23 protein-coding genes are annotated in these 25,982 nt (G+C 61.3%); 12 read left to right on the plus strand and 11 right to left on the minus strand.

Annotated features, from left to right (window positions below; translation table 11 throughout):
* Both PQR02_RS01980 and PQR02_RS01985 read left to right on the plus strand, forming a co-directional pair.
* Positions 1-183: hypothetical protein (locus PQR02_RS01980; RefSeq protein WP_408224685.1), on the plus strand; the 183-nt coding region annotated here is incomplete at its 5' end.
* A 16-nt stretch (positions 184-199) separates the two neighbouring features.
* Positions 200-628: a YybH family protein gene (locus tag PQR02_RS01985; RefSeq protein ID WP_408224688.1), complete on the plus strand. Its 429-nt coding sequence runs from the start codon at positions 200-202 to the stop codon at positions 626-628.
* Between the two features lie 124 nt (positions 629-752).
* Here the strand turns inward: PQR02_RS01985 and arsH are convergent, their stop codons facing one another.
* From arsH to PQR02_RS02020, 7 genes are all read right to left on the minus strand, one after another.
* The gene (gene arsH / locus PQR02_RS01990) at positions 753-1,517 is read right to left on the minus strand and encodes an arsenical resistance protein ArsH (protein ID WP_408224691.1); all 765 of its coding nucleotides are present in this window, start codon (positions 1,515-1,517) and stop codon (positions 753-755) included.
* A complete protein-coding gene (gene arsC / locus PQR02_RS01995) occupies positions 1,514-1,939 on the minus strand; it encodes an arsenate reductase (glutaredoxin) (protein ID WP_408224694.1) in 426 nt (141 codons plus the stop codon). The genes arsH and arsC overlap by 4 nt, the downstream gene beginning before the upstream one ends.
* A complete protein-coding gene (gene arsB / locus PQR02_RS02000) occupies positions 1,936-3,021 on the minus strand; it encodes an ACR3 family arsenite efflux transporter (RefSeq protein WP_408224697.1) in 1,086 nt (361 codons plus the stop codon). The genes arsC and arsB overlap by 4 nt, the downstream gene beginning before the upstream one ends.
* Before the next feature lie 162 nt (positions 3,022-3,183).
* A complete protein-coding gene (locus PQR02_RS02005; protein WP_408224700.1) occupies positions 3,184-3,516 on the minus strand; it encodes an ArsR/SmtB family transcription factor in 333 nt (110 codons plus the stop codon).
* Between the two features lie 676 nt (positions 3,517-4,192).
* The gene (locus tag PQR02_RS02010) at positions 4,193-4,867 is read right to left on the minus strand and encodes a hypothetical protein (RefSeq protein WP_408224703.1); all 675 of its coding nucleotides are present in this window, start codon (positions 4,865-4,867) and stop codon (positions 4,193-4,195) included.
* 904 nt (positions 4,868-5,771) lie between these two features.
* Positions 5,772-6,023, minus strand: a complete 252-nt coding sequence (locus PQR02_RS02015; RefSeq protein ID WP_408224706.1) for a hypothetical protein — start codon at positions 6,021-6,023, stop codon at positions 5,772-5,774.
* Positions 6,024-6,116: 93 nt separating this feature from the next.
* Positions 6,117-6,563 (minus strand): hypothetical protein, encoded by a 447-nt coding sequence (locus tag PQR02_RS02020; protein WP_408224709.1) that lies wholly within the window; start codon positions 6,561-6,563, stop codon positions 6,117-6,119.
* A gap of 362 nt (positions 6,564-6,925) precedes the next feature.
* Between PQR02_RS02020 and PQR02_RS02025 the strand changes: the two genes are divergently transcribed.
* Positions 6,926-8,428, plus strand: a complete 1,503-nt coding sequence (locus PQR02_RS02025; RefSeq protein WP_408225190.1) for a methyl-accepting chemotaxis protein — start codon at positions 6,926-6,928, stop codon at positions 8,426-8,428.
* Between the two features lie 58 nt (positions 8,429-8,486).
* Here the strand turns inward: PQR02_RS02025 and PQR02_RS02030 are convergent, their stop codons facing one another.
* Positions 8,487-9,620, minus strand: coding sequence for an AraC family transcriptional regulator (locus tag PQR02_RS02030; RefSeq protein ID WP_408224712.1), 1,134 nt, complete (start codon positions 9,618-9,620; stop codon positions 8,487-8,489).
* A 28-nt stretch (positions 9,621-9,648) separates the two neighbouring features.
* Between PQR02_RS02030 and PQR02_RS02035 the strand changes: the two genes are divergently transcribed.
* The 3 genes from PQR02_RS02035 (at position 9,649) to PQR02_RS02045 (ending at position 16,140) form a co-directional block, all read left to right on the plus strand.
* On the plus strand, positions 9,649-10,065 hold the full coding sequence (locus PQR02_RS02035) for a carboxymuconolactone decarboxylase family protein (protein WP_408224715.1): 417 nt from the start codon (positions 9,649-9,651) through the stop codon (positions 10,063-10,065).
* Between the two features lie 370 nt (positions 10,066-10,435).
* Positions 10,436-11,494, plus strand: coding sequence for a beta-keto acid cleavage family enzyme (locus PQR02_RS02040; RefSeq protein WP_408225193.1), 1,059 nt, complete (start codon positions 10,436-10,438; stop codon positions 11,492-11,494).
* 1,133 nt (positions 11,495-12,627) lie between these two features.
* Positions 12,628-16,140, plus strand: a complete 3,513-nt coding sequence (locus PQR02_RS02045; protein WP_408224718.1) for a pyruvate carboxylase — start codon at positions 12,628-12,630, stop codon at positions 16,138-16,140.
* A gap of 213 nt (positions 16,141-16,353) precedes the next feature.
* On the opposite strand, the gene PQR02_RS02050 is transcribed toward PQR02_RS02045, so the two are convergent.
* Both PQR02_RS02050 and bktB read right to left on the minus strand, forming a co-directional pair.
* Positions 16,354-17,217, minus strand: coding sequence for a 3-hydroxybutyryl-CoA dehydrogenase (locus PQR02_RS02050; protein WP_494478093.1), 864 nt, complete (start codon positions 17,215-17,217; stop codon positions 16,354-16,356).
* A gap of 4 nt (positions 17,218-17,221) precedes the next feature.
* Positions 17,222-18,409 carry a beta-ketothiolase BktB gene (bktB, locus tag PQR02_RS02055; protein ID WP_408225195.1) on the minus strand — a complete coding sequence of 396 codons (1,188 nt, stop codon included), beginning with the start codon at positions 18,407-18,409 and terminating at the stop codon, positions 17,222-17,224.
* 648 nt (positions 18,410-19,057) lie between these two features.
* On the opposite strand from bktB, the gene PQR02_RS02060 reads away from it, so the two are divergent.
* A complete protein-coding gene (locus tag PQR02_RS02060) occupies positions 19,058-19,633 on the plus strand; it encodes an H-NS histone family protein (RefSeq protein WP_408224724.1) in 576 nt (191 codons plus the stop codon).
* A gap of 65 nt (positions 19,634-19,698) precedes the next feature.
* Here the strand turns inward: PQR02_RS02060 and PQR02_RS02065 are convergent, their stop codons facing one another.
* Positions 19,699-20,700, minus strand: a complete 1,002-nt coding sequence (locus PQR02_RS02065) for an AraC family transcriptional regulator (RefSeq protein WP_408225198.1) — start codon at positions 20,698-20,700, stop codon at positions 19,699-19,701.
* A gap of 390 nt (positions 20,701-21,090) precedes the next feature.
* Between PQR02_RS02065 and PQR02_RS02070 the strand changes: the two genes are divergently transcribed.
* The 5 genes from PQR02_RS02070 (at position 21,091) to PQR02_RS02090 (ending at position 25,911) form a co-directional block, all read left to right on the plus strand.
* Positions 21,091-22,413, plus strand: a complete 1,323-nt coding sequence (locus PQR02_RS02070; RefSeq protein WP_408224727.1) for an MFS transporter — start codon at positions 21,091-21,093, stop codon at positions 22,411-22,413.
* Positions 22,414-22,789: 376 nt separating this feature from the next.
* Positions 22,790-23,770 carry a quinone oxidoreductase family protein gene (locus tag PQR02_RS02075; RefSeq protein ID WP_408224730.1) on the plus strand — a complete coding sequence of 327 codons (981 nt, stop codon included), beginning with the start codon at positions 22,790-22,792 and terminating at the stop codon, positions 23,768-23,770.
* Between the two features lie 10 nt (positions 23,771-23,780).
* A complete protein-coding gene (locus PQR02_RS02080) occupies positions 23,781-24,629 on the plus strand; it encodes a TauD/TfdA dioxygenase family protein (protein ID WP_408224733.1) in 849 nt (282 codons plus the stop codon).
* A gap of 18 nt (positions 24,630-24,647) precedes the next feature.
* On the plus strand, positions 24,648-25,208 hold the full coding sequence (locus tag PQR02_RS02085; RefSeq protein ID WP_408224736.1) for an RBBP9/YdeN family alpha/beta hydrolase: 561 nt from the start codon (positions 24,648-24,650) through the stop codon (positions 25,206-25,208).
* Positions 25,195-25,911, plus strand: coding sequence for a DsbA family oxidoreductase (locus PQR02_RS02090; protein WP_408224739.1), 717 nt, complete (start codon positions 25,195-25,197; stop codon positions 25,909-25,911). The genes PQR02_RS02085 and PQR02_RS02090 overlap by 14 nt, the downstream gene beginning before the upstream one ends.
* Positions 25,912-25,982 lie beyond the last annotated feature (71 nt).

Genomic DNA, 25,982 nt, shown 5'->3' on the forward strand with positions numbered 1-25,982 from the left:
TTTCGTCAATTCCCACTGACCAGCCGTTTTGACACAGTCTGGGCCGACCTCAATCTCATAGGCAGATTTATTCCTGTTGGATGTCGATGCGGCGGCTTGTCGATCGTCGTTGCTTTGAAATCACCGGTCAAGAGCCTCGGATTTGCTGCTCGCGCCAGGGTTCTAGCCGCCATCGCCATCTGATTCAGGAGAAAACACAGTGGACAAACTCGACAATCCGATCCTGCGAGTCCTGAACGGCTACCAAGCTGCCGTATTCGCAAAAGACGTCGACTCGTTCGTCGCGCTGTACGACGCGGACGTGTTGGTCTTCGACATGTGGCGTGTCTGGTCGTACAACGGCATTGCGTCCTGGCGGGAAATGGCGGTGGGGTGGTTCGGCTCGCTGGGCACGGAACGCGTTATCGTGGATTTCTTCGACCTGCAAACGGCCGTCACCCAGGACCTCGCGGTTGTTCACGCCTTCGTGACATACAAAGCCGTTACTGCGGATGGCGTGGAGCTGCGCTCGATGGACAATCGGCTGACTGCGACGCTCAGGCAAAACCGCGACGGGTGGAAGATTGTCCACCAACATACATCCTCTCCGATCGACCTCGCTACAGCGACGGTCATCTTCAAGCGTTGATAGGGATACCGAAACCGAAAGCGATCAACGCCTGTAGCACAAGCAGCATCGCGACAGAGTGCCCGGAGAAGAGATGTCCGTGGCTGCGAGCCTCTGCCGGGATGCCGCCCCGGACCTGTCGCGGTCACTCCGTCTCGCTGTCATCCGTGTCCGAATTCGCACTCATCGCTTCCTGATGCATGGCGGCGGCCGCCAGGGTGCTGGCGTGTTCCGGATGCGCCTCTTTTCGCTCGCTGTAGCGATCGGTCAGGTAGTCCGAGCGGTCGCGCACCAGTAGCGTGAACTTGTACAACTCCTCCATCACGTCGACGACGCGGTCGTAGTAAGCCGAAGGTTTCATCCGGCCAGCGGCGTCGAATTCCTGATAGGCCTTCGCCACCGACGACTGATTGGGGATGGTCACCATCCGCATCCAGCGGCCGAGCACCCGCAGCGCGTTGACCGCGTTGAACGATTGCGATCCGCCGCACACCTGCATCACCGCGAGCGTGCGGCCTTGTGTCGGACGAACGCCGCCACTTTCGAGCGGCAGCCAGTCGATCTGGTTCTTGAAGACAGCCGTTAGCGTGCCGTGACGCTCCGGGCTGCACCATACGTGTCCTTCCGACCACTCCGACAGTTTGCGCAGTTCGACTACTTTCGGATGATCGGCCGCGACGCTGTCAGCCAGCGGCAGGGCGTGTGGATCGAAGACCCGCGTTTCGGCGCCGAAATGCCGCAGGATGCGTTCGGCCTCCAACGTGAGAAGGCGGCTATACGACGTTGGACGTAACGAGCCGTAGAGCAGCAGGATCCGCGGAGCGTGTTGGGAAACCGCACGCGGTTCGAGTTTGTGCAGATCGGGCGTGTCGAGGTGCGGACCGCTGACGTTGGGTAGATCCTGCGTCATTCGCTGACCTTCCGTCCTTTGCTGTCGACAACCCGTTCGCCATCCTCCTTCGCAAATGCACCCTTCTGCGCGGCGGGCAGAATGTCGAGCACGCTCTCGGAAGGCCGGCAAAGCCGGACGCCCAGTGGCGTGACAACGAACGGGCGATTGATGAGGATCGGGTGTTGCAGCATCGCATCGAGCAACTGTTCATCGCTCAGCGAGGGGTCGGCCAGACCGAGTTCGGCGAAAGGCGTGCCCTTTTCACGCAGCGCGGCGCGCACCGTGAGGCCGGCGCGGGAGATCAGATCCTTTAACGTGTCCCGACGCGGCGGCGTTTTCAGGTATTCGATGACCTCCGGCTCGATGCCGGCATTGCGGATCATGGCCAACGTGTTGCGCGACGTGCCGCAATCCGGGTTGTGATAGATCGTAACGCTCATATCTGTTGTCCTTTGACACTATGCTTTGCTTCGTACCAGTGCTGCGAGCGATTGACGACGCCGACCACGAGCAGCATCACCGGCACTTCGATCAGCACGCCGACCACCGTGGCCAACGCCGCGCCTGAATGGAAGCCGAACAGGCTGATTGCGGTGGCGACTGCAAGCTCGAAGAAATTGCTCGCGCCGATCAGACTCGATGGACCCGCGACGCAATGTGCGACGCCGAGCCGCCGATTCAACAGGTACGCGAGTCCGGAGTTGAAGAACACCTGAAGCAGGATCGGCACCGCGAGCATGCCAATGACGAGCGGCTCCTTGACGATTGCCTGCCCCTGAAACGCAAAGAGCAGCACGAGCGTCGCGAGGAGCGCGCTGATCGAATACGGGGCGAGGCGTGCGATGGTCCGGTGAAAATGCGTCTCGCCCTTCACCATCAGCGAGCGGCGCAGCAGTTGCGCGAGTACGACCGGGATGATGATGTAGAGACCCACTGAGATAATCAGCGTATCCCACGGCACCGTGATGGCCGACAGCCCGAGCAGCAGCGCGACGAGCGGCGCGAAGGCGACGATCATGATGGTGTCGTTCAGCGCAACTTGCGATAGCGTGAAATACGGATCGCCTTTGCAGAGCTGCGACCACACGAACACCATTGCGGTGCACGGGGCAGCGGCCAGCAAGATCAGGCCGGCGATATAGCTGTCGACCTGACCGGCCGGAAGCCACGGCGCGAAAACATGCCGGATGAAGATCCAGCCAAGCATGGCCATCGAAAAAGGTTTGACGAGCCAGTTCACGAACAGCGTGACGCCGATGCCGCGCCACTGGCTTCTGACCTGGGTCATGGCGGCAAAATCCACCTTGACCAGCATAGGGATGATCATCACCCAGATCAGTACGCCGACCGGGAGATTGACCTGCGCCACTTCCATGCGACCGATCGCCTGAAAGAGCGGGGCAAGGACCTGCCCCAGCAGGATGCCGCCGACGATGCAAAGGCCAACCCAGACGGTCAGGTAGCGCTCAAAAAAACCGATCGCCGGGCGCGTGCCGCTGCGGACCGTATCAATGCTGCTCATGGGATCGCTCTGCAGGCTTTTCACCGATGAAGCGCATTTTTGGCCCAGCGGCTATCGAAGCATATTCACGATCGCCCGCCACGCTGCATGCGGCCGACGATCGAGCTCGCAGTGGCCATTGTTCGCCCAGATTTTCAAATGCGAGGCGGATAGCCCTGCGCTTCATGGTGCGTTTCCGCAGCAGTCGGAGAGGTTGCTCGCGGCACAGGTTGCGCCGGCGCAGCAGTTCTCCGTCAAGAAACCAATCAGCCCAGTCATCGCATCGAAATTGGCGGTGTAGATGACGAACCGTCCGTCCTGTCGCGGCTTCACCAAGTCCGCGTGCGACAGATCCTTCAGGTGGAAGGACAGGCTTGAGGGGGAAAGCCCAACCTGCTGCGCGATTTCACCGGCAGCCATACCGTCCGGGCCGGCGACGACCAGGAGCCGAAAAATCGCGAGGCGCGATTCATGGGCGAGCGCGCTCAGTGCGCGTACAACGAGGTTTGAGTCCATGGACGGAAACGATAGCCCATTCGTTTCGATATTTCAAGGAGTATTGAATTGATGGATGCATGCGGGTTGATGGTCTTTCAACTTGAGATATACGTTTCAACTACGAATGCTGCTGCGGTTACGCCTGTTGGTCGACAATCTGTCTGGTGCAACAGCGATCTTTTGTTGCTTATCTACTTCACCGCGTGTGTCAGTCCGGGACACACCCACGGCCCCATACTGGGGCGAATACGGCACAATTATTAGACCCACGGGTGCCTGCATGCAGGTGTGAAGGTGCGCATCACTCGCCAGCGTATGGTCGGAAAAATCGCCCGACACAGTGGTGCGGACATAGCAGCCGGAGTAACGCTCGGTCGCCCGTGGCCTTCGACTCTACGACCGATGGAAACTGAGTGGCCATTTCGCGCGGCGGGCGGTTTCTCGATACGTGCTTAAGGCCCGATTCCAGTCATGCGGCGCCGTCATAGGTGGGAACGGCTCGAACGAAGAAGCGTGCATTGCAAGGCGGTTAGGAGACTGTTTCTCAGCCACGAATTTTTCGCCACTTTGATCGGCATAGCCAATCCACGCGCCCGCTACTGAAAAAAGTGGCGCCGCTCAACGGCAGAACTGGAAAGGCCGTTTCGGATTGCGAGGCGCCTGACAGGTCGGTCTCACCAGTTTCGTCCAGATTTCAGGCGCTTAACGGTTGTTTGAACGGCTGTGCGTCCGCTCGCCGACCCACCGTGGACTCCGTTAGTAGATCGAGAGACGCTTTGCGCTTTTCTTCGGCGGTTTTGATGAAGTCGGACAGTTCGCGCTCCATCGATGAATCTTTGGCACCCGGTTTCCACTTCGCGGCCCCGTGCCGGCGGCGCGTGGCCCGAGCCAGCTCCAAAGCACACTTCGCTGCCTTCGCACATTCGTATTCAACCTGACCGCAAAGGTCTATTGGCTCACCGAACTCCCGAAATGCGTCCACATACTCGCGGGCCGAGTGAACCGTAGCGGGATACTCACGCAGATCGGAGATGACTCTGCGGCTCAGGACGCGCCACTGCAGCTTGTCCGGATAGGCAAAGGCGGGGAGGCACACGCCCTTGCTGGCTTCGCGGCGGATGGGGCCGCCCGGCTCCGCGGCTGCCCAAGCGGCCTTGTGCATCATCGTGCGACAGGTTCGAGCGTAGCTTTCCAGCGATAACGCGAGTTCCAACGCGGTTTCGCGTCGCTGACGCCTGCGCTCCCTGGCATCCCTTGCAGAGATCCACGCGAGCGTAATGACCGAGCCGATTGCCCCTGACGCCAGCGCCAAAGTAATCGGAGTGTTCCAGCTAAGTCGCTGGAGATATTCAAGCCATTCTTGCGGCATACGAAGCGCCTCGAAGAAGAGGTGCGTAGAGTATAAGCAATCGTTTGGGCGGAGTAGTCGGCGCAAAAAATGCAATGTGCGTTTTTGCCACAAGCGCTTCGATCGGGCGAGGCGCATCTTGACAGCGAGGGCCGAACCGTGGCTCTCCTTCCGCCCGGCCCACAGGGAGGGGCGTGACGGTCTAAGTCCGGCTTCGCTTCTTACGCGGATAGGGTGGCGACGTCGCTCCGCGAGGCGCGATGAGTACGCGTGCTGCCGACTATGACAAGCATCGTTCAGTCGCTAGACGATCGCTACAGTCGGTGCCTGGTTTCGTCGGCAAAAAAAAGCCGCAGGCGATCCTGCGGCTAACAAACACACACGCCAATCGTTGGGGACGCTGACGTGTTTCATCATGCTATCCAGGCTCGTTTCGGATGAAAACCCAGGTGTTCCGTATGATGATTTTTCGTTTCCGCGCCAAGGCCTTCAGGATCTGCCTGTTGCCCCTACCTGCCCGGTGGGGCAGTCGCAAAAAAACCACACCGGACCGCTCGCGACGCTAAGGGAAAGGAGTCGAGTCGGCTAGACGATGGTCGGGCGATGCCAAATGGTCCGCCGTCCCGGCTGAAATGAAGCGCTTCTGCAGTCGAGTGGCTGCTGTTCGTCGCGGCCAGCCAAACCCGGTCTCTGTCCCTGCCGCCAAGGATGGAGCGCCCACCGGATACCTGGCGGCGGCGTTGCCTCCTGAAACGATCTGACTTTTCAGTCATGTGACGTGCGGGCTGCTGACGCTACGGCTGCAATCTGATGCGCGCGCTTTCGTCTTTGCGCGTGAAAAGGGCCTCTACATCGAGCGCTGAATCTCACCGCGATTCATGCATAAGTAACGCACTTTGCGCCGACGTTGTCCCGTGCGCCAGCTTCAGCGAATAGCGGTGTGGTCCGTGCTCGCAGGCTCGACGCTCATCATCCCGTGCGCGTATGCGAGACGTGCGTCCTCGTCGTCGCGGAAGCGTTGTTCGAACGTGAGGCGCGCATCCGCGCTGCCCATGCCGACCTCCTGGCCAAGGTAGTAAGCGGCCTGAATCGCTGTATCGCGATTGGGATATGCGACGTACCGGTAACCCGCGATACTGGTTGTCAGCGTTGCGGCAATTAGCAGGATAAAAATCATTTTTCGTTCTCTCAATGCGATCTCAACGCAGTGCACGCGAAACCGTCCGAACGTAGAAAGAAGAATTATCAATCGATGTGGTTGATGTATCAACTAGAACAAACCCGGCTCACGGCTCCGAGCGTCTGGTGAGGGCCGGCCAGCCGGCGTGGCCGTCCACCCAACTGTACGGTGCGAAGCCGGATGGGATGCGGCAAATTCGACGACCGTCTTGCGCCACCGTTTGCCGGATGCGAACACTGCACCGACACTTGCGCCTGTTGGTGACACCACCCTGCGCGTGAGCAGGCGGCCGCTCACAGTAAAGCGCATGGCATCAAACAGGGTCTTGGCGTGCTGGTCCTGTGCAAGCGGGTTAAACCACGACAAGGTACCGGCGCTGTCGGCGAGAAACATGTAGCCCTGAACGTCGACGACTCTCAATCCGGCGCGGTCGCTCGCCCGGCGAATCAGGGTGGCGGCACCGGCGCGGTCACGATCGACACGCATGCCGTCGGTGGTCTGAAGGGTCGATTGGAGGTCAAACAGATGGATAAGCATATTGGGTCTACCAGAGTGCATCACGCCTCTCACGGCGGCGCGCAGCGTCGGCTCATCCGGGCGCGATTGCGTCAACGCGACGCAGCCCAAGGATTGGGTTCCACGAATCGTAAGAGCGGAATCTGGAAGATATCACAAATATCAAGTTGTGAAATCAACAATATCCGATTACTATTTTTCGGGTTGATTCAGTCATGGCCAGGGTTGACCCGGACATGTTTTGGCATGCGTGATTCCGTACGCGGGGCTGCTTGCCGAGCGCTGGTTCTTCTTCGCCCAGGTTCACCATCCGCAAAGTCTGTACTACCAGCGCGCTGCTTGAAATTACATCGAACAGTCAGAACCAAAGGAGTAGATACGTGATGTCCACCAGACTCTTGGGCGGCACTGCCGCAGCGTCGAACAGCCATGCCAGCGCAAAGCGTGGCCAACGGACGCCGCAGCGTACGGCGTCGGTGATTGAATCTCCACTGAGCGCCGCTCGCGTGCGCGCCGACCGCGCGTGCGCGGCGGTCAACTGGATCCTGCTGGCGGCGTCGCTCGGTATCGGCCTGTATTTTGGAAATGGGCTGCGTGTGCTCGTGGGCGGGCTGCCGCTTGCGATTGTGTCGACCCTCATGGCGTTCGCGATGCCGGGGCATCTGACGACCCGGCTTGTCTCGGCGATTACATTCATGGGCGGTGCCGCGCTGATGATCGACCTCGGGCACGGCCAGGACAAGTTTCACTTCGTAGTGTTCATTCTGCTGTCGCTGCTTCTGGCTTACCGTGACGTTCGGGTCATTCTGTTGGCCACTGCAGTCGCGTCGCTCCAGCAACTGGCCTTTAACTATTTCCAGGAGTGGGGCTGGGGCGTCATCGCATTCACCCAGACTGGACTTGACGTGGTGGCACAGCATTGGGCATTTCTGTGGCTGCAGGCGTTGTTCCTCGCGGCAATCTCGATTCGTCAGGAGCGTGACGCCCGCGAGGCGGGCGAGCTGGCTGCAATGGCTCACGGCATCGGTCGGGAGTCCGGGTACATTACATTGAGTGACAAGACAGCACGGCCGGATGGCGAAGTGGCGGGATCTTTCCACGCCGCCCTCGGGGCCGTGCGCAAAACGCTGCTGCAGGTGCGCGACAGCGTGGGAGAAGTCGCCGGGTCCGTCGCCGGCATCAGTGAGCGCAACCTCGTTCTGTCGGATCGCACTGAGCAGCAGCGACGGTCTCTTGAGGGCGTCGTGGCGGCGATGGAGCAACTCAAGCAAAGCGTGCACGAAAACGCAGATCACGCGACGGCGGCCAGTACGCTGGCGGCTTCGGCGAGCGACATTGCCACTCAAGGGCGCGCGGCGATAACTGCTGTGATCGATACGATGGGTGAAATCTACAGTTCGTGCGAGCGCGTTACCGACATCATCGGGGTGATCGACAGCATTGCCTTCCAGACGAACATTCTCGCGCTCAATGCGTCTGTCGAGGCAGCAAGGGCAGGCGACCAGGGGCGTGGGTTCGCGGTGGTGGCCGCGGAAGTGCGCACCCTTGCACAGCGAAGCGCGACGGCGTCGAAGGAGATTCGGGCTCTTATCGGTGAGTCGGTCGATCGCGCTCGCACCGGCAATGGGCTCGTTGAACGCGCAGGCAATACCATGAGCGAAGTGCTGGAGAGCGTCACGCGGCTTTCCGCCATCGTTCATGAAATGGCGACGGCCACGGGAGCCCAGCGCAAGGGCATCGATCAGGTGGGGGACAACATCGCAGGCATCGACGAGGCGATCCGGGAAAATGCGGCCCATGTGGCCGACACCGTGGAACAGGTCGGGCACCAACACGGACAGACCGACCTGCTGGCGCGGGCGGTCGATGTGTTCCGGCTGGATTAGGCGCGAGCGCGCTGCGCACAGGCGCGTCGCCAATGCCGGCGTTTAGCCGATATCGGTGTTACCGCGCTTTGTTTTCACGATATTCGGTAGGGGAGCAACCGAACTTCGACCGAAACCATCGCGTGAAGGCACTCGGCTCGGAAAAGCCAAGCAGGCTCGATATCTCGGAGAGCGGCCGTTCCCGGCGCTCCAGATATCGCGGCACGAGTTCACCCCGTACCGCGTCGAGAATCGACATATAGCTCATCCCTTCCTTGGCCAGATGGCGGTGCATCGTTCGACGGCTCATCGCGAGCTGTCCCGCGACAGTGTCGTTCGAGCTGCGGCCGGATGGCAGCAGCAGGAACACCAGTTTGCGCACCTCGTCCGACAATGGGGCATCAGCCGCGGTATCGACACTGCCAAGAAGTCGCCGGACGTATCGGCCCATCACCGGGTCGGCCGCGGGAAAGGGCAGGTCGAGATCGTGGACGTCACACACGATGCCCGAAAACGATTGGCCAAACTTGAGGCTACTGCGTAGAACGCGGACATGGGCGGCGCGATCGCGTGGTGCGTCGTGCGTAAAGCAGATAGCCCTCGGTTTCCAGTCATCGCCGAGAAAGAACCGCAGCAGGCGGACCATTACGGCCACGGCCACTTCTGTCACCTGCCTGACCGGCACGACGCTGCCGCCTAGCAACTCCTCGCGGATGATTGCGACGTCACCTTCTTCCTCAAGCGCGAGAAACAACGCCTCGTTATGAAGATGGCGAAAACGCGCGGCAGCGTTGAGTGCGCGGCGCAGCGTGGGCTCGTCGCGTACGTAGAGCGCAAGCAGGCCCAGATTGGACGCGCGCCGCGACTCGGCCATGGTCAGCCCGAACGCCTCAACGCCGCTTCGCTGAGCCGACATTTCGAGCAGCAGCGCGACCTTGTCGGCTGGAATCTTCAGATCGGACTCGGCAAGGCTGGCAGCAGGCAATCCCACTTCGGCAATCAGGCGATACGGATCAAGGCCCGCCGCCCGAGCGGTTTCAGCGTAGTGAGTCAGGCTGGCACTGCGAACGAGTCTCGGCATCAGGGTCTTTCCGGGTGTGGCCAATAAGGATAAGCAACTGTCCCAGTATGTCAAGCGGAGAGGCGGGCGGCTTTCTAGACTGAGGCCATAGCGCTGCACGACGCCCGCGCGAAATCCGGCGGCATGCGACACATGTTGATCCCCTACTGGAGGCATGCAAATGACAATCAAGGACGCAATTGCCACACCTGTTTGTGACGCGCTACGCGTAAGCGGCAACTGGAACGCGCAGTGGCAGCCCTTTGCGGAACTTGATCCTGCCTGGACTGAAAAATTCATGGCTATGGCGATGGCGCCGATGACTTCGGGGGTGCTGGACCCGAAGACGGTCGAATTCCTCGCCATTGCCGTCGACGCCTCCTGTACGCACATGTATGGACCAGGCGTGCGACGTCATATACGGAAGGCGCTCGAATTGGGGGCGACCCGGGAAGAGATCACAGCGGTACTGCAGTGCGTTTCCGTGCTTGGCATTCATGCGATGAGTCTTGCGGCTCCCATCCTGCTCGAAGAGGCGGCCGTACACGAGCGAAGCCTGGTGGAGAAATCAACAATTCCGGTTGGCGTGACTACCTGAATTTCGTGCAACGCATGCGCGAGACACTGAGGGTTGCATTCGACCTTCTTTTTTCCGGTTCGCAACCCATGCGCGGAGCCAGTGTTAACGCTTAGTGGCGCCAATTCATAAAACAATGTCACCAAAAACGTAAACCGCATTGGTGGATTGCCGTATTGTCGCTGCAGTGTTTCATCGCCCGTTGCGTCTACGTCTGTCTGACACGCAGCGGGCGGGACGCGTAGATCGCCAAACAACCTGGAAAACGAATCGTGATGCAGCGACGCTCTTGTCGCGTCCGAATTTTCGACGACATGCGCTGAGCGCCGGGTTCATCAGACACAGCCCGCGATTTCCTTCGTTCCCCCTAACCTGCCTCTGGAGACATACAATGAACTTTCTCGACGGCTCTCTCTATACCGAGAACCAGCAGCCCCTCATCATCACGGCCGCGCCCTATGCGCCGTCGTGGGTGCCGTCCGACTTTCCCGAAGACATCCCTGTCACGATGGAGCAGCAGATCCAGAAGGCGGTGGATTGCTACAACGCCGGCGCTACCGTGCTGCACCTGCATGTGCGCGAACTCGACGGCAAGGGCAGCAAGCGCTTGTCGAAGTTCAACGAACTGATCGCGGGCGTGCGCAATGCGGTGCCCGAGATGATCATCCAGGTGGGCGGCTCGATCAGCTTCGCGCCGGAGAACGAAGGTGCCGCGGCCAAATGGCTGAGCGACGATACGCGCCACATGCTGGCCGAGCTCGATCCCAAGCCCGACCAGGTCACGGTGACGATCAACACCTCGCAGATGAACGTGGTTGAACACTGGGAGGATGACGACGTCAAGGGAACTTCGATGGCGGACCCTGAGGTCTACAACGCCTACAAAGAGATGACGGTGCCGGCGCAGCCCGGTTGGGCCGAGGAGCACATCCGCCGCCTGAACGAGGCCGGCATCCAGAGCGCCTTCCAGTGCTACAACATCAACAGTTTCGAATCGGTTGAGCGCCTGATCCGGCGCGGCGTCTACAAGGGCCCGCTGGTCATGAACTGGGTGGCCATCGGCGGCGGCATGGACGCACCGAACATCTACAGCCTGGCCAACTTCGTACGTGCCACGCCTGATGGCGCGGTGCTGACGGTGGAGAGCTCGATGCGCAACGTGTTGCCAGTCAACATGATGGGCATTGCGATGGGCCTGCACGTGCGCTGCGGCATCGAGGACAACATCTGGAACCAGTCGCGCACGAATAAGATGAGCACGGTTGAGCAGATCGAGCAACTGGTGCGCATCTCGCGCGAGTTCGGCCGCAAGGTCGCCACCGCCCAGGAGGCACGCGAGATCAGCAAGATCGGCGTGTTCTACGACACAGTGGAAGAGACGCTGCTGGCCAACGGCTTCGCGCCCAACCGCAAGGGCGCTACGCAGGGCTTCCTGCGCAAGGCCGTCTAAACGAGAGCGGAAGCGATCGCGGCAACGGCTCTATTTCTGTGCCGGCCGTTCCTCGAGGGAATCTCCGGCGAGGCACTTTCAGTATGCCGACCCGGCTGATGCGGTGCTGATCTCGACGAGTCGGTGGTTATTGGTCGCAGCTATGTCGAAGGGGGCTTGATCGGACAGGAAGACCCGATCAGCTCTCCTATGCCGTCGTATATCCAGAGCGGCGCCGCTCGCGATAGTTGCTAATACCGCGCCATTTGCAATGCGCGCGGCTTTGCCTTTGGGCGGGATAGTTCGCGCTGGGCAATAGGCGCCATGCGACCGAAAACGGGGTTCCGCCGCCACGTATCGCACAGCGCCCGGTAGATTCCGGGTAGCGATGATGCGCAAGCTGAAATTGATTGACCTTGGTCGGCGGGCACCGTGCGGTGCGTTCGTTGGATGCCGACGCGCATCGGCCTTTCAACCCTGTGCAACCTCGACGGTGCCAGCACCGATACTCATAGTCTTTCGGCTTTCGAGTAAAACCAAAACTGAACTCCAGAATTCAGTTCTGAAACGCAGCGTTCGTTGCTGCGTTTGACAAATGTTGAATAATCAACGACATAGCGACCTGAGCCAGACTTGGTCCATTCCTTGCCCATGTGAAGGATTCTCGCCGCATAGTGGCGTGCGTTTGACTTTTGTGCCACAGCCCGTTTATGGAGATGACCGGGCGGGCAGTGCATCATCTTAAACAGGACAGACCAGAATGACTGCTGAAACGAACGGTAGATCAACCGCAACACGCCCCTCACGAGATGAAGAGCGTTTGAAAGAAGACCCCTCGTGCGTCGAGAGTCGCAAAGAGGCGACACATGCCGTGTCCCAATGGGCTTGGGCGAGTGCGCGTGGTCACTACGACTGGATGGATTCGCACGCGCCGTTTTCTCATCTTGACTAGTAACTGATCCCGGCAACGAATCGTTGCTGAAAACCGCCCTCTGCGTCGGAGTTCACATCAATCGCTCGCAAGCCGCGGTTCCGGCTCTCAGTGAGTACCGTCAAGCGGATTACGTCTGCGCGTCTGAACTTACGAGCTTCTGTCGATTTGCGATGCGCCGGTTAGCCGGCGCGTCGCGCCCATGTACGAGTCCCTGCCTGTCATGAACTACGCCCCGATCAGATCGCTGCTGATTGCTAACCGCTCCGAGATCGCGATTCGCGTGATGCGCGCCGCCGCCGAGATGGACATACGCACGGTGGCCATCTATTCAAACGAAGACCGGCTCGCGTTGCATCGCTTCAAGGCTGACGAGAGCTACTTGGTGGGCGAGGGAAAGAAGCCTCTCGCCGCCTACCTCGATATCGACGACATCCTCCGGATCGCCCGGCAGGCGAAGGTCGACGCGATCCATCCCGGTTACGGTTTTCTCTCCGAGAACCCCGACTTCGCTCAGGCTGTCATCGACGCTGGCATACGCTGGGTCGGCCCGTCGCCGGAAGTCATGCGCATGCTCGGCAACAAGGTCGCGGCGCGCAACGCGGCAATCGCCGCCGGTGTGCCGGTGATGCCTGCCACAGATCCATTGCCGCGCGAGATCGACGAATGCAAACGTGCAGCGGCGGGAGTCGGCTATCCGCTGATGCTCAAGGCAAGCTGGGGCGGTGGCGGCCGAGGCATGCGGGTGCTCGAAAGCGAGCAGGATCTGGAAAGCGCGCTCGCCGCGGCCCGGCGGGAAGCGCTTGCTGCGTTTGGCAACGACGAAGTCTATGTTGAGAAACTGGTGCGTAACGCGCGCCATGTCGAAGTACAGGTGCTCGGTGACGCACACGGCAACCTCGTGCATCTCTACGAACGCGACTGCACGGTGCAGCGTCGCAACCAGAAGGTCGTGGAGCGCGCCCCTGCGCCGTATCTCGATCCTGCGGGCCGCGCTGCGCTCTGCGGATCGGCACTTCGGCTGATGCGAGCGGTCGGCTATACGCATGCCGGCACGGTGGAGTTTCTGATGGATGCGGACTCGGGGAAGTTCTACTTCATCGAGGTCAACCCGCGCATCCAGGTAGAGCATACGGTCACCGAGATGATCACCGGGGTCGACATCGTCAAGGCGCAGATCCGCGTCACTGAAGGCGGCAGAATCGGACTCACCGAAGACGCGCTGAATCGGGACGGCGGCCTCAGCAACCGCGCCGCCGGAGTGCCGGCGCAAGCGGAGATTCCGCTGAACGGGCATGCGCTTCAATGCCGGATCACGACCGAGGATCCCGACAATGGCTTCCTGCCCGACTACGGGCGGCTTACCGCTTATCGCAGCGCGGCCGGATTCGGTGTGCGGCTCGACGCCGGAACGGCCTATGGCGGCGCGGTGATCACCCCGTACTACGATTCGCTTCTGGTCAAGGTGACCACCTGGGCGCCGACTGCCGCAGAATCGATCCGGCGGATGGACCGCGCGCTGCGCGAATTCCGCATCCGCGGCGTCGCGTCGAACCTGCAGTTCCTCGAGAACGTCATCAATCATCCCGCCTTTGGATCAGGCGACGTCACCACGCGCTTCATCGATCTGACGCCCGAACTGCTTGCTTTTACGAAACGCCGTGATCGAGCGACGAAGCTGCTGCGCTACCTCGGGGAGGTCAGCGTCAACGGACATCCGGAAATGACGGGCCGCGCGATGCCCGCGTTGCCCCTGTCGAAGCCCGTGATGCCGGCATTAGACACTGTGGACTCGGTGCCTCTGGGCACACGGGATCGTCTGCGTGAGTTGGGCGCCGAAAAATTCGCGCACTGGATGCTGAACCAGAAGCAGGTGTTGTTGACTGACACGACGATGCGCGATGCGCACCAGTCTCTGTTCGCCACGCGCATGCGTACCGCCGACATGCTGCCCATCGCGCCGTTCTATGCCCGCGAGCTCGCGCAGCTTTTTTCGATGGAGTGCTGGGGTGGCGCGACCTTCGATGTGGCTCTGCGCTTTCTCAAGGAAGATCCGTGGGAACGTCTTGTGCAGTTGCGCGAAAGGGTACCTAACATTCTTTTCCAGATGCTCCTGCGCGGCTCGAATGCGGTGGGTTATACGAACTACGCGGACAATGTCGTTCGTTTTTTCGTGCAGCAGGCGGCTGGCAACGGCGTCGACCTGTTTCGCGTGTTTGACTCCCTGAACTGGGTGCGCAACATGCGGGTCGCGATCGACGCGGTACGTGAAAGCGGAGCGCTGTGTGAAGGCGCGATCTGCTACACGGGCGATCTGTTCGACTCTTCGCGCTCCAAGTACGACCTCAAGTATTACGTCGGAATCGCACGCGAACTCCAGCGTGCCGGCGTGCACATTCTGGGCATCAAGGACATGGCGGGCATCTGCCGTCCAAACGCCGCCGCAGCGCTCGTGAAGGCGCTCAAGGAAGAGACGGGCTTGCCCATTCACTTCCATACACACGACACCAGCGGTATTTCGGCCGCTTCGGCACTCGCCGCGATCAATGCCGGCTGCGATGCCGTCGACGGTGCACTCGATGCGATGAGCGGCCTTACGTCGCAGCCGAACCTGTCGAGCATTGCCGCCGCACTGGCGGCCAGCGAGCGCGATCCCGGGCTCAGTCTCGAGCGGCTGCACGAGGCGTCGATGTACTGGGAAGGCGTGCGTCGCCACTATGCACCGTTCGAATCGGAGATCCGGGCAGGCACGGCCGACGTCTACCGTCACGAAATGCCTGGTGGCCAGTACACGAACCTGCGGGAGCAGGCACGCGCGCTCGGAATCGAACATCGTTGGACGGAGGTATCGCGCGCATACGCGGACGTCAACCGGATGTTCGGCGACATCGTCAAGGTAACGCCCACCTCGAAAGTGGTCGGCGACATGGCATTGATGATGGTGGCCAACGATCTGAGCGCGGCCGATGTGTGCAACCCGGCGAGGGATATCGCTTTTCCTGAATCGGTCGTATCGTTGTTCAAAGGCGAACTTGGCTTCCCGCCTGACGGGTTTCCAGCGGAGCTGTCGCGCAAGGTCTTGCGGGGAGAGCCGCCTGCGCCATACCGGCCCGGTGACCAGGTTTCTGCCGTAGATCTGGGCACGGCGCGCGCGCAGGGCGGGGCGGCCTGCGAACACCCGCTCGATGACAGGCAGCTCGCATCGTACCTGATGTATCCAAAGCAGACGGCCGAGTACCACGCGCACTTGCGCACATACAGCGACACGTCGGTGTTGCCCACGTCTGCGTTCCTGTATGGCCTGCAGCCGCAGGAAGAAGTCGCCGTCGATATCGATGCAGGCAAGACGCTTCTCGTGTCGCTGCAGGGGCAGCACGCCGACGTCGACGAGGGGACGATGAAGGTCCAGTTCGAGCTGAATGGGCAGTCGCGCACCGTTGTCATCGAGCGGCGCAGTACCGTGCTGGCGGGGCCCGCACGCAAAGGCCGAGCGGTTGCAGATGCGGAAAATCCGCTGCATATCGCCGCGCCGATGCCGGGCTCGATCGTGACGGTCCAGGTTCAACCCGGGCAGCGCGTGCCGGCAGGCAGCACGCTGGTCGCGCTCGAGGCGATGAAAATGGAGACACACATCGCGGCTGAGCGAGATTGTGAGATCGCTGCGGTGCATGTGCAACCGGGTGACCGCGTGGCAGCGAAGGATCTGCTCATCGAGTTGAAAGCGCTGGCCGATTGAGGCGAATGGCGAGAGACGTCACTGCCTCCTCACGGCCCTCGTGAGGAGGCAGTGCACTTGGGCTACGCAGTCGCTAACGAAGGGATGCGGCGAGAACACGGGGTTGAGCCGCGCTCAACGGAATGGTCGCGCCGGCCCATAACTCGATGTCAGGTTCCGCGCTCCGCCGTCGAGCAGGAGCGGGCGCGGAAACCGGTGATCTGCCGTGATCGCCTATGCGTAGCTGAAGACGCCGTGACCGGTCTTCCGGCCGAGGCGGCCGGCCGCTACCAGCTCGCGCAACAGCGGACAGGGCCGGTACTTCGGGTCACCGAAATCCTTCTGAAACACTTCGAGCACCGACAGGACGACATCGAGTCCAACGAGGTCGGCCAGGGCGAGCGGGCCGATCGGGTGATTGGCCCCAAGCTTCATGCCGGCGTCGATTTCGTCGGGGGTGGCGATGCCTTCGGCCAACACGAAGAAGGCTTCATTGATCATCGGCACGAGAATACGGTTGACCACGAATCCCGGCGAGTTCTTGACGCCGACAGGCGACTTGTCGAAGCGCTTCGTCAACTCGCGGATCGCGTCTTCCGTCTGCGGGCTCGTGCGCACACCGCGGATGATCTCGACGAGCGGCATCATCGGCACCGGATTGAAGAAGTGCATGCCGATAAAGCGTGACGAATCAGCGAGTGCCGCGCCCAACGCCGTGATGGAGATCGACGAGGTATTCGAGGCGATGATGGCGTCGGGGCGTGCCACGGACTCGATCTGTTTGAGAATTCGGACCTTCAGGTCGTTGTTTTCGGTTGCGGCCTCGATCACGATGTCGGCGTCACAAAGCCGCTGGTAGTCGGTCGAAGTCTCGATCCGGGCGAGCGCGTCCGCGCGCGCGTCGGCGTCCAGTTTGCCCTTCGAGATCAAACGTTCGAGGCTGCTACTCAGGGCTGCCACGCCCTTGGACAGGGCAGCCTCCGTAACATCGATCATGACGACCTTCATGCCGGCCACAGCAGCGGTCTGGGCGATACCGTTGCCCATCGTGCCCGCGCCGACAATACCTACAGTTTCAATTTCCATTTGCCTGCAAATCCGCTTACTGGAGATTTTCGAAGATGGCCGCGATTCCCTGGCCGCCGCCGATGCACATCGTGACAAGCGCGTAACGGCCACCCGTGCGCTTCAGCTCATAGAGAGCCTTGACGGTGATCAGTGCGCCCGTCGCACCGATTGGATGTCCGAGGGAGATTCCGGAGCCATTGGGATTGACCTTGGCGGGGTCGAGTTGCAGCTCCTGCGTGACGGCGCACGCCTGCGCGGCAAATGCCTCGTTTGCCTCGATGACCTCAATGTCGCCAATGCGCAAGCCCGCACGCTCGTGCGCGATTCGGGTCGCCGGCACCGGACCGATACCCATGTAGCGCGGATCGACACCAGCGTGCGCGTATGACACGAGCCGAGCCATCGGCTTGATGCCGTGGCGCTCGGCGGCTTGCCGGTCCATCATCAGGACTGCGGCTGCGGCGTCGTTGATACCCGATGAGTTGCCCGCGGTAACCGTTCCGTTTTCCTTTTTGAAAACCGGACGCATGGCGGCGAGCTCAGCGGCATCGACTTCCGTGCGCACGTGCTCGTCGGTATCGAACACCACTTCCTTGCCCTTCACCTTGCGCTTGATCGAGAGGATCTGTTCCTTGAAACGGCCCTCGGCGATCGCTCGCGCCGCCCGGCGATGGGATTCCACTGCCAGTTCGTCTTGCTGCTCGCGTGTGATGCCAAATTTCTGCGCGACGTTTTCGGCAGTGACGCCCATCGGGACCGTTTCGAATGGATCGTTCAGTGCGCCAAGCATCATGTCGATCAGCCGGCTGTCACCCATACGGGAGCCACAGCGTGCGTCCGTTGATAGATAGGGTGCACGGCTCATGTTCTCGGCGCCGCCGCCAATGGCGACTTCAGCATCGCCGAGCAGAATGGTTTGTGCCGCGGAGATGATTGCCTGCAGACCCGACCCGCATAGGCGATTGACATTGAATGCCGGGGCCGATTCGGCAATGCCACTGTTCATGGCTGCGACGCGCGAGAGATAGAGATCCTTGGGCTCGGTCGGGATCACATTGCCAAACACAACGTGGCCGACCTGCTGGCCGGCAACGCCAGCCCGCGCGAGCACCTCGCGCACGACGAGCGCGCCGAGTTCCGTCGTCGGGACGTCTTTCAGGCTGCCGCCAAATTTACCGATGGCGGTGCGCACACCGCTGACAACCACTACTTCTCTTTGCATTGACAAAAAACTCCTTGGCTCGGTGCTCACGGGAACCTTAACGGGATCGGCTGACCGATGAGTCTGCCGTTCACTGTTTGATCCAGATAGACGGGGGTTTTTGGGAATAAAACAACCCGGCGATCGGATCCACGGTCAAGTTGACACCACAACTAGACGAAAGGCTATAAGTGAAATCTATGCTGCTGCGGCGCGCTCATCCGAATTGGGGGGCGGGCTACGCAGCCGGGAAATGTCCCCAACCCAGCGGGCTTGGGGTGATTATGCAACAGCTTGGATGCCGTGTCAGGTCGATGAGTGCCTAAAAGGTAAAGTGCGGTGTCCGACATGAATTTTCGCTGGAATTATTGCTGATAAGTTGATAATGCAACGAATAAGGTTGTGATGGCAGATTGAAAGGAGGAGGCTATCTTGACCCCGGCTGTCGTCCCGATTGTCGGGAAAATCTCCCACTAGGCACGCCATTCCCGCTTGCGGGAGATCCGCTGCTTTTTTGGGTGCGGGTGCTGGCTGGGCTGGTCAGTCAGCCCCTTTTGGAAGCCCACACTTCGCGGAGCTCTCGCACGGTTCTGCGAACCAGGCCTCGCGCGCCCGGCCGGCACCTGAGGCTTATAATTCGGCCACATAAAACCAACGAGGAGTAGCGTGATGGCAAGGTCTTATGATGTGATTCAGGCGGAGATCCTGAAACTGCAGCGGGAAGCAGAAGAAGCCCTCAGTGATGCGCGCAATGAAGCCATCAAAAGGATCCGCGCGGAGATGGCGCAATTTGGCATTGCTGCCGACGAGTTGCGAGAATCCGCGCCAGTTGGGCACGGTGCTGTTCGGGCAAAGAAGCGTGCCGCGGCAACAGCCCCAAAGGGGGCTTCGGCGGTCATGGCCGCGTCCGACGAGTCTCCGGCAGTCAGACTGCTTGAGGATGCCGGCATCGATTTCCGGCGCAAGGCCCCGGCACCCGCGGCGTCGGCAACGCCGGCAAAGCCGGCGCCTAAGTACCGTGATCCCAAGACTGGTGCCACCTGGAGCGGCCATGCGCGTCCTCCGGCCTGGATCAGGGACGCCAAGGACCGCTCGGTATTTCTGATCGAAAGAAGTGCGGCCCCTGCAACCAGGCCTGCGAAGAAGGCCGCGACCAGGACCGATCGCTCGGCCCTCAAAAAGGCGCCGTTGCCGAAAGTGGCGGCCAAGGGCAGCAACAAGGCAAAGGATTCGACTTCCCGCTAGGTCGCCACGCATTCTCGCGCGCCGCTGCTGCCTCAAGCACGCTTAAGCGGTGCAACAGGCACCCTTCATTTCGATTTGCTGTTACGCCAATCACGCGGCGTCATGCCGAACCGCGAGGCAAACCAGTTCGTAAAGGAACCCTGCTGATTGTAGCCGAGCAGTAGCGCGACTCGACCAATCGGATAACGCGGGTTGCTCATATAGCGCACGGCAAGTTCGCGCCGGACTTCTTCGATCAGTGCCGAAAAGCTGGTGTCGGCCGATCCAAGCTGCCGCTGCATGGTGCGTACGCTTAGACGTAAATGACGGGCAACCAGATCGACTGTAGCCTGCTCGACGGGCAGCAACAGGTAGATCGCCTTGCGCACCTCCAGCGCGATCGAATCTGCACCCGTTACGTTAAGTGGGGTGGCGAGGCTTTCGGCATATCGGACCAGTTCTGGATCAGCGGCCGGATTCGGGTAGTCGAGGTCGGCAGCTGCGCAAACGACCCCGTTGAAGTCGCTGCCGAACTCCAGCGGACAGCCGAAGAAGCGGCGATGAAACGTCTGGTCAGCGGGCCCCGGGTGAGCGAAATGGACGGCGCGCGGTTTCCAGTGATTGCCGAGCAGTGCACTGGAGTGGCGCGCGAGAACACCTACTGCAAGCTCGATCGCCTGCCTGGCCGGTGTACCCGGATCGAGGACGAGTTCCTCCCGGATGGTGACCGTTTCTCCAGCGTCCTCGACGTAGACGGCCAAGGCTTCGTTGAGCAGATGCCGGAATTCGGCTGCCGCCAGCAAAACCTCGCGTAGCGTGCGTTTATGCGCGAGCAGGACATTGACCACGCCGGTCCCGAATTTCTGCCGGGTTTCAGCCATCTGCAGCGCGAAAGTCGGACATGACGCCTTCTCAGCCGTGAGCTCCAGTAGCCGGGAGCAGGCGGCGGCCGAAATCCGCTCCTCCGGACTCGCCAGCGCCGCCGGGTCGATTCCGACCTGCTGCGCGAGCTCGACAGGATTCAGTCCCAACCGCCGCGTCACATCGAAATACCCGCTCATCGCAACCGAGCGTAGCATCGTTTCCATCTCAATCTCTCCGCAGGCTCGATACGGGCTGCGCCAACCTTGTAGCAATGAAGTGCCTGCTGGCCTGGATACCCGGTGTTTACGCGCACTGGCATCAATCGCTAAAAGGATGGCGTCTATACATAAAAGTGTAACGCGCGATTGCCCTATTGTGCGAGCACTAGGTCCTATTCCACAGGGTGGCGCGGAACTGTCAGAGCAGGCGTCAGGAACGCGACGCTGCGCTCGGCTTAAGGGGCGCAGCCCGCTCGACGCGTTAATTGATGTCGGGTTTCAAGGATGGGACACCCCGGCGCCCGCCGGGGGGTGTAACGGATATCCATAATCGGCCGTGTTTGTCCTGAATGGCAAATGCTGTCGCTAACGAACTAGACGCGAAGGAGACAAACCATGCTCATGCAGCACGCTGAGCCCAACACGGGCGATGTTTCGACAACACGAACGGACGTGCACGCTTATGCCTGGGTGGTATTTGCCTTGACGGTTGGATTGCTGCTCTCCGACTACATGTCGCGGCAGGTGTTGAACGCGGTGTTTCCGCTGCTTAAGGCCACGTGGAACCTTTCCGACACACGGCTGGGTTCGCTCAGCAGTGTGGTCGCATTGATGGTTGGGGTACTTACCTTTCCGCTGTCGGTACTCGCCGACCGGTGGGGCCGCGTGAAGAGCATCGTCCTGATGGCGGCAATGTGGAGTCTCGCGACACTGGGCTGCGCGATCTCGACAACCTATGGCGAAATGCTGATCGCACGAGCCTTCGTCGGCATCGGCGAGGCCGCCTACGGCAGCGTGGGCATTGCGGTTGTTCTGAGCATCTTTCCGGCGCGACTGCGCGCCACGCTCACCGGCGCGTTCATGGCGGGCGGGGCGTTTGGCTCGGTGCTGGGCATGGCGCTCGGCGGTGCGGTTGCAGCTCATATGGGCTGGCGCATGGCGTTCGGCGCGATGGCGGCGGTGGGCATCGTGCTGGTCATTTTCTACTGGTTCATCGTCACCGAAAAACGTCTCGCGCCGTTGCAGCCGGCAAGCCTGAACCGGCAGGTGCAAGGGCTCGGCGTGCGCATGAGCTTCCGCGCGCTGATGAAGGGTCTCTTCTCGACGAAGTCCGTCGTGTGCGCCTATGTCGGCAGCGGCATTCATCTGATGGTTCCCGCCGCCGTCTGGGCGTGGATGCCGAGCTTCCTGAACCGCTACTACGGGATGGCTACCGGCAAGGCAGCCATGAGCGCGGCGGTGTTCGTGCTGGTGACGGGCCTTGGCATGGTGGTGTGCGGCAATCTGGCCGACCGGCTCAGCAAGAATGCACGCGAAAAGAAGTGGGCCGCCGCGATCGCGTTCTGCCTGACGTCCTTCATTCTGCTCGCGATCGGCTTCCGCATGCCTGCGGGTCAGTTGCAGCTCGTTGTGATCGGCGTCGGGATGTTCTTCTGCGCAGGCGCGAGCGGCCCCTCGGGTGCGATGGTGGCGAACCTCACCCCGCCGTCCATTCATGCATCGGCGTTCGCAACACTGACGCTGGCGAATAATCTGCTGGGGCTGGCCCCCGCCGCGATACTCACAGGTCTCGTCGCCGACCGCATTGGCCTGCTCGGTGCGTTGCAAATCGTTCCGTTCGCGGCACTCATCGGGGCGATCGCATTTTTCATTGGCAAGCGCAACTACGCCGACGATCTGGACCGCCTGGACGCCCTGCGCGAGCATGCTGGCCGCTGAGCGGGATTTCCCCGGCGGTGCCGTCGCCCGGTCACGACGCGACGGGCCGGACCGGGCACGGGCGGGACACTGGCGTGCCGGATTTTTACGGCTTTGCGCAGGCAACTAGAGTAGACGTTCAACATGCGACGATGCGTCGCCATGTGGCGGCCGTCCATTGAGATATGCTTGAATTTGCAACGGATTTAGATTACATAGCAACTGACAAAAAGCGCTTGGATGCTTTTTCATTACTTCCTCGCGGTCTGCGCGAGCCTCGCGGCACTCACCGCCGCAACACAACACCGATCTGACAATAGACGGCCGGGGTAAGACGAGCAGTTCCGCGGCAGGCAGAAATCTATTTGCAGTTTGAGTAACGGATAGGAGATTGAACATGGCGAAAGCAATCCGCTTTCATGAAACAGGTGGTCCCGAAGTCTTGCGCTACGAGGACGTTGAAGTGGGCGAACCGGGCCCCGGGCAGGTCCGCCTGCGCCATGAGGCCGTCGGTCTGAATTTCGCCGACACGTACTTTCGCAGCGGTCTGTACCCGGTCCCGATGCCTGCCGGTATGGGCGTCGAGGCCGCGGGCGTGATCGAGGCCGTCGGCCCGGATGTGACGAACGTCGCGGTCGGCGATCGTGTGACCTACACCGGTTTTATCAACACGCTGGGTGCCTACAGCACCGAACGCCTGATCCCGGCCGCGCCGCTCATCAAGCTGCCGGATGGGATTACCTGCGAAACGGCTGCCGGTATGACCATGCGCGGCCTGACCTCGTCCTACCTGATGCGCCGCATCCACGACTTCAAGGCCGGCGACACCATCCTGCTGCACGCGGCCGCCGGCGGTGTCGGCCTGATCGTATCGCAATGGGCGAAGCTGCTGGGTCTTAACGTCATCGGCACGGTTTCGACGGAAGCCAAGGGCGAAGTGGCCCGCGCACATGGTTGCGACCACATCGTCTACTACAGCCGGGAAGACGTTGCGAAGCGCGTGCGCGAACTGACCAATGGCGTCGGCGTAAACGTGGTCTTTGACAGCGTCGGCAAGGATACCTTCGAGGCCTCGCTTGACTCGCTCAAGCGGCGCGGTCTGATGGTCTGCGTCGGCACGGCATCCGGCCCGATTCCGCCGTTCAATCCGCAGATTCTCGCAATGAAGGGCTCGCTCTACCTGACCCGCCCGGCACTTGCCGACTATATCGGCGACCCCGCCGAGAAGAACGAACTTGCCGGCGAAATCTTCGGGCATATCGCCGCGGGCCGCATCAAGATCGAATTGAACCAGCGTTACGCGCTTGAGGATGCCGCGCAAGCCCACCGGGACCTGGAATCGCGCAAGACGACCGGCTCGTCGGTCTTTGTTATCTGAGGGACAAGCCATGCGAATCGAACAACTTACCAACGCCATTGGGGCCGAAATGGTGGGCATCCAGCTCACCGACGCGATCCACGACGACGGCCTTTTTGCCGAGATCCGGGCGAACCTGCTCAAACACCGGGTGCTGTTCTTGCGTGATCAGGACATCACGTCCTCCGAGCATGTTGCTTTCGCGCGCCGCTTCGGCGAGCTGGAAGACCACCCGGTCGCGGGCAGCGATCCCGAGCATCCGGGCCTTGTGCGGATTTACAAGACGCCGGACCGGCCCAACGACCGCTACGAAAATTCGTGGCATTCGGATGCCACCTGGCGTGAAGCGCCCCCTTTCGGCGCCGTGCTGCGATGCGTGGAATGCCCCCCCGTCGGCGGCGACACGATGTGGGCAAACATGGTGCTCGCCTATGAACATCTGCCCCCTCATGTGAAGGAGCAGATCGCCGACCTGCGCGCCCGCCACAGCATCGAGGCGAGCTTCGGTGCGGCGATGCCGATCGAGAAGCGACATGCTTTGAAAGCCCAATATCCTGACGCGGAGCATCCGGTCGTGCGCACACACCCCGAGACGGGCGAGAAAGTGCTGTTTGTCAATGCGTTCACGACGCACTTCTCGAACTATCACACGCCGGCACGGGTGCGCTTCGGGCAGGACGCCAATCCGGGCGCGGGCGACCTGCTGCGCTATCTCATCAGCCAGGCCTACATCCCGGAGTATCAGGTGCGCTGGCGCTGGACGCCGAACAGCATCGCGATCTGGGACAACCGTAGCACGCAGCACTATGCGGTGATGGACTACGCGCCGTGCCATCGGAAGATGGAGCGCGCCGGGATTATCGGCGACAGGCCGTACTAACCTGAAGGAATCAGCATAGTGACTCTCGATACAGCACCTACGATACTTTTCGTACCCGGCCTGCGTGACCATGTGGCCGAGCACTGGCAGACGCTGCTGCAGGCTCGCCTCCCCAAAGCGGCTTCGGTGCCGCCGCTGGAGCACGACAAGCTCAGCTGTGCGGCGCGCGTCGCGGCACTGGACGAGGCCATCGCCAGAATCGATGGCCCGATCGTACTGGTGGCTCACAGCGCCGGCGTCATGATTACCGTGCACTGGGCGCAGCGCCACCATCGGCCTATCCAGGGCGCGCTGCTCGCCACGCCGGCGGATCTGGAGACACCCATGCCCGCCGGTTATCCAATGCTCGATGCGCTCGAGAAAAATGGCTGGCTGCCGTGCCCGCGTACGCCGTTACCGTTCCCGAGCATTCTCGGCGCCAGCCGCAACGATCCGCTGGCAGCGTTTGATCGCGCTGCGGCGATGGCTGCGGACTGGGGCAGCCGTCTCGTCGATCTCGGCGAAGTTGGGCACCTGAACCCCGCAGCCGGCTATGGCGAGTGGCCGCAGGCGGAGACTCTGATCCGTGAGCTTCTCTGACATGGTCGGCGTAACGAAGCAGGGTAGCGCAGTAGAAAAGGCGTCCGTGACGGTCGATGTCCATTTCGACTTCGTCTGCCCGTGGTGTCTGATCGGCAAGCGCAATCTCGATACCGCCATCAATCGCGTTGCCAGCTTGCGTCCGGACGTCAGCGTCAAGGCACGGTGGCACTCGCACCAGTTGTTGCCCGATATTCCCGTTGGTGGCGTCCCGTATCAGGCGTTCTATGTGGCTCGTTTGGGCAGTGCGAACGCGGTCGCGGCACGGCGCGCACAGGTTCAGGAGGCCGCTCGCGCAGCCGGCGTCCAGCTGGCGTTCGACAGGATCGAGGTGATGCCGAATACGCGGGCGGCGCACAGCCTCGTGTCGTGGGCCGTAACCACAAGCGCGGGATTCCAGCCTGCTTCGCTGATCGACCGGCTGTTCACCGCCTATTTCATGGACGGCGAAGACATTGGCGACCCGGATGTGCTCCAGCGCATTGGGCTCGCGTGCGGTCTTGACGCAGCGGCCCTCGCTGAACATCTGGCGGCGTCGCGGCGCGATCACAACATGGCTATCCCGCGTTCGCTTCAGGCCGAGGGCGTCACAGGCGTGCCGCATTTCGTGATCAATTCGTCCCTGTCGCTGTCCGGGGCGTACTCGCCCGGCGCCATTGTCGATGCCGTGCTGCGCTCGGCTGGCGATCAGGAAAACCGATGACATCACGCCAGAAACCGGTTGGCACGGTCGATGAACTCGCAACTGCCGGCCGCAGGGCGTGCACTTCGACC

Source organism: Paraburkholderia sediminicola (assembly GCF_046026895.1).
GTDB classification, from domain to species: Bacteria; Pseudomonadota; Gammaproteobacteria; order Burkholderiales; family Burkholderiaceae; genus Paraburkholderia; species Paraburkholderia sediminicola_C.

Bases quoted from the DNA above. Each gene is read 5' to 3' on its own strand.
- PQR02_RS02020 (WP_408224709.1), bottom strand. From the start codon at position 6,563: ATGCTTATCCATCTGTTTGACCTCCAATCGACCCTTCAGACCACCGAC.
- PQR02_RS02005 (WP_408224700.1), bottom strand. From the start codon at position 3,516: ATGGACTCAAACCTCGTTGTACGCGCACTGAGCGCGCTCGCCCATGAA.
- PQR02_RS02045 (WP_408224718.1), top strand. From the start codon at position 12,628: ATGAACTACGCCCCGATCAGATCGCTGCTGATTGCTAACCGCTCCGAG.
- PQR02_RS02080 (WP_408224733.1), top strand. From the start codon at position 23,781: ATGCGAATCGAACAACTTACCAACGCCATTGGGGCCGAAATGGTGGGC.
- arsH (WP_408224691.1), bottom strand. From the start codon at position 1,517: ATGACGCAGGATCTACCCAACGTCAGCGGTCCGCACCTCGACACGCCC.
- arsC (WP_408224694.1), bottom strand. From the start codon at position 1,939: ATGAGCGTTACGATCTATCACAACCCGGATTGCGGCACGTCGCGCAAC.
- bktB (WP_408225195.1), bottom strand. From the start codon at position 18,409: ATGCAAAGAGAAGTAGTGGTTGTCAGCGGTGTGCGCACCGCCATCGGT.
- PQR02_RS02010 (WP_408224703.1), bottom strand. From the start codon at position 4,867: ATGCCGCAAGAATGGCTTGAATATCTCCAGCGACTTAGCTGGAACACT.
- PQR02_RS02015 (WP_408224706.1), bottom strand. From the start codon at position 6,023: ATGATTTTTATCCTGCTAATTGCCGCAACGCTGACAACCAGTATCGCG.
- arsB (WP_408224697.1), bottom strand. From the start codon at position 3,021: ATGAGCAGCATTGATACGGTCCGCAGCGGCACGCGCCCGGCGATCGGT.
- PQR02_RS02065 (WP_408225198.1), bottom strand. From the start codon at position 20,700: ATGGAAACGATGCTACGCTCGGTTGCGATGAGCGGGTATTTCGATGTG.
- PQR02_RS02025 (WP_408225190.1), top strand. From the start codon at position 6,926: ATGTCCACCAGACTCTTGGGCGGCACTGCCGCAGCGTCGAACAGCCAT.
- PQR02_RS02035 (WP_408224715.1), top strand. From the start codon at position 9,649: ATGACAATCAAGGACGCAATTGCCACACCTGTTTGTGACGCGCTACGC.
- PQR02_RS02060 (WP_408224724.1), top strand. From the start codon at position 19,058: ATGGCAAGGTCTTATGATGTGATTCAGGCGGAGATCCTGAAACTGCAG.
- PQR02_RS02070 (WP_408224727.1), top strand. From the start codon at position 21,091: ATGCTCATGCAGCACGCTGAGCCCAACACGGGCGATGTTTCGACAACA.
- PQR02_RS02075 (WP_408224730.1), top strand. From the start codon at position 22,790: ATGGCGAAAGCAATCCGCTTTCATGAAACAGGTGGTCCCGAAGTCTTG.
- PQR02_RS02040 (WP_408225193.1), top strand. From the start codon at position 10,436: ATGAACTTTCTCGACGGCTCTCTCTATACCGAGAACCAGCAGCCCCTC.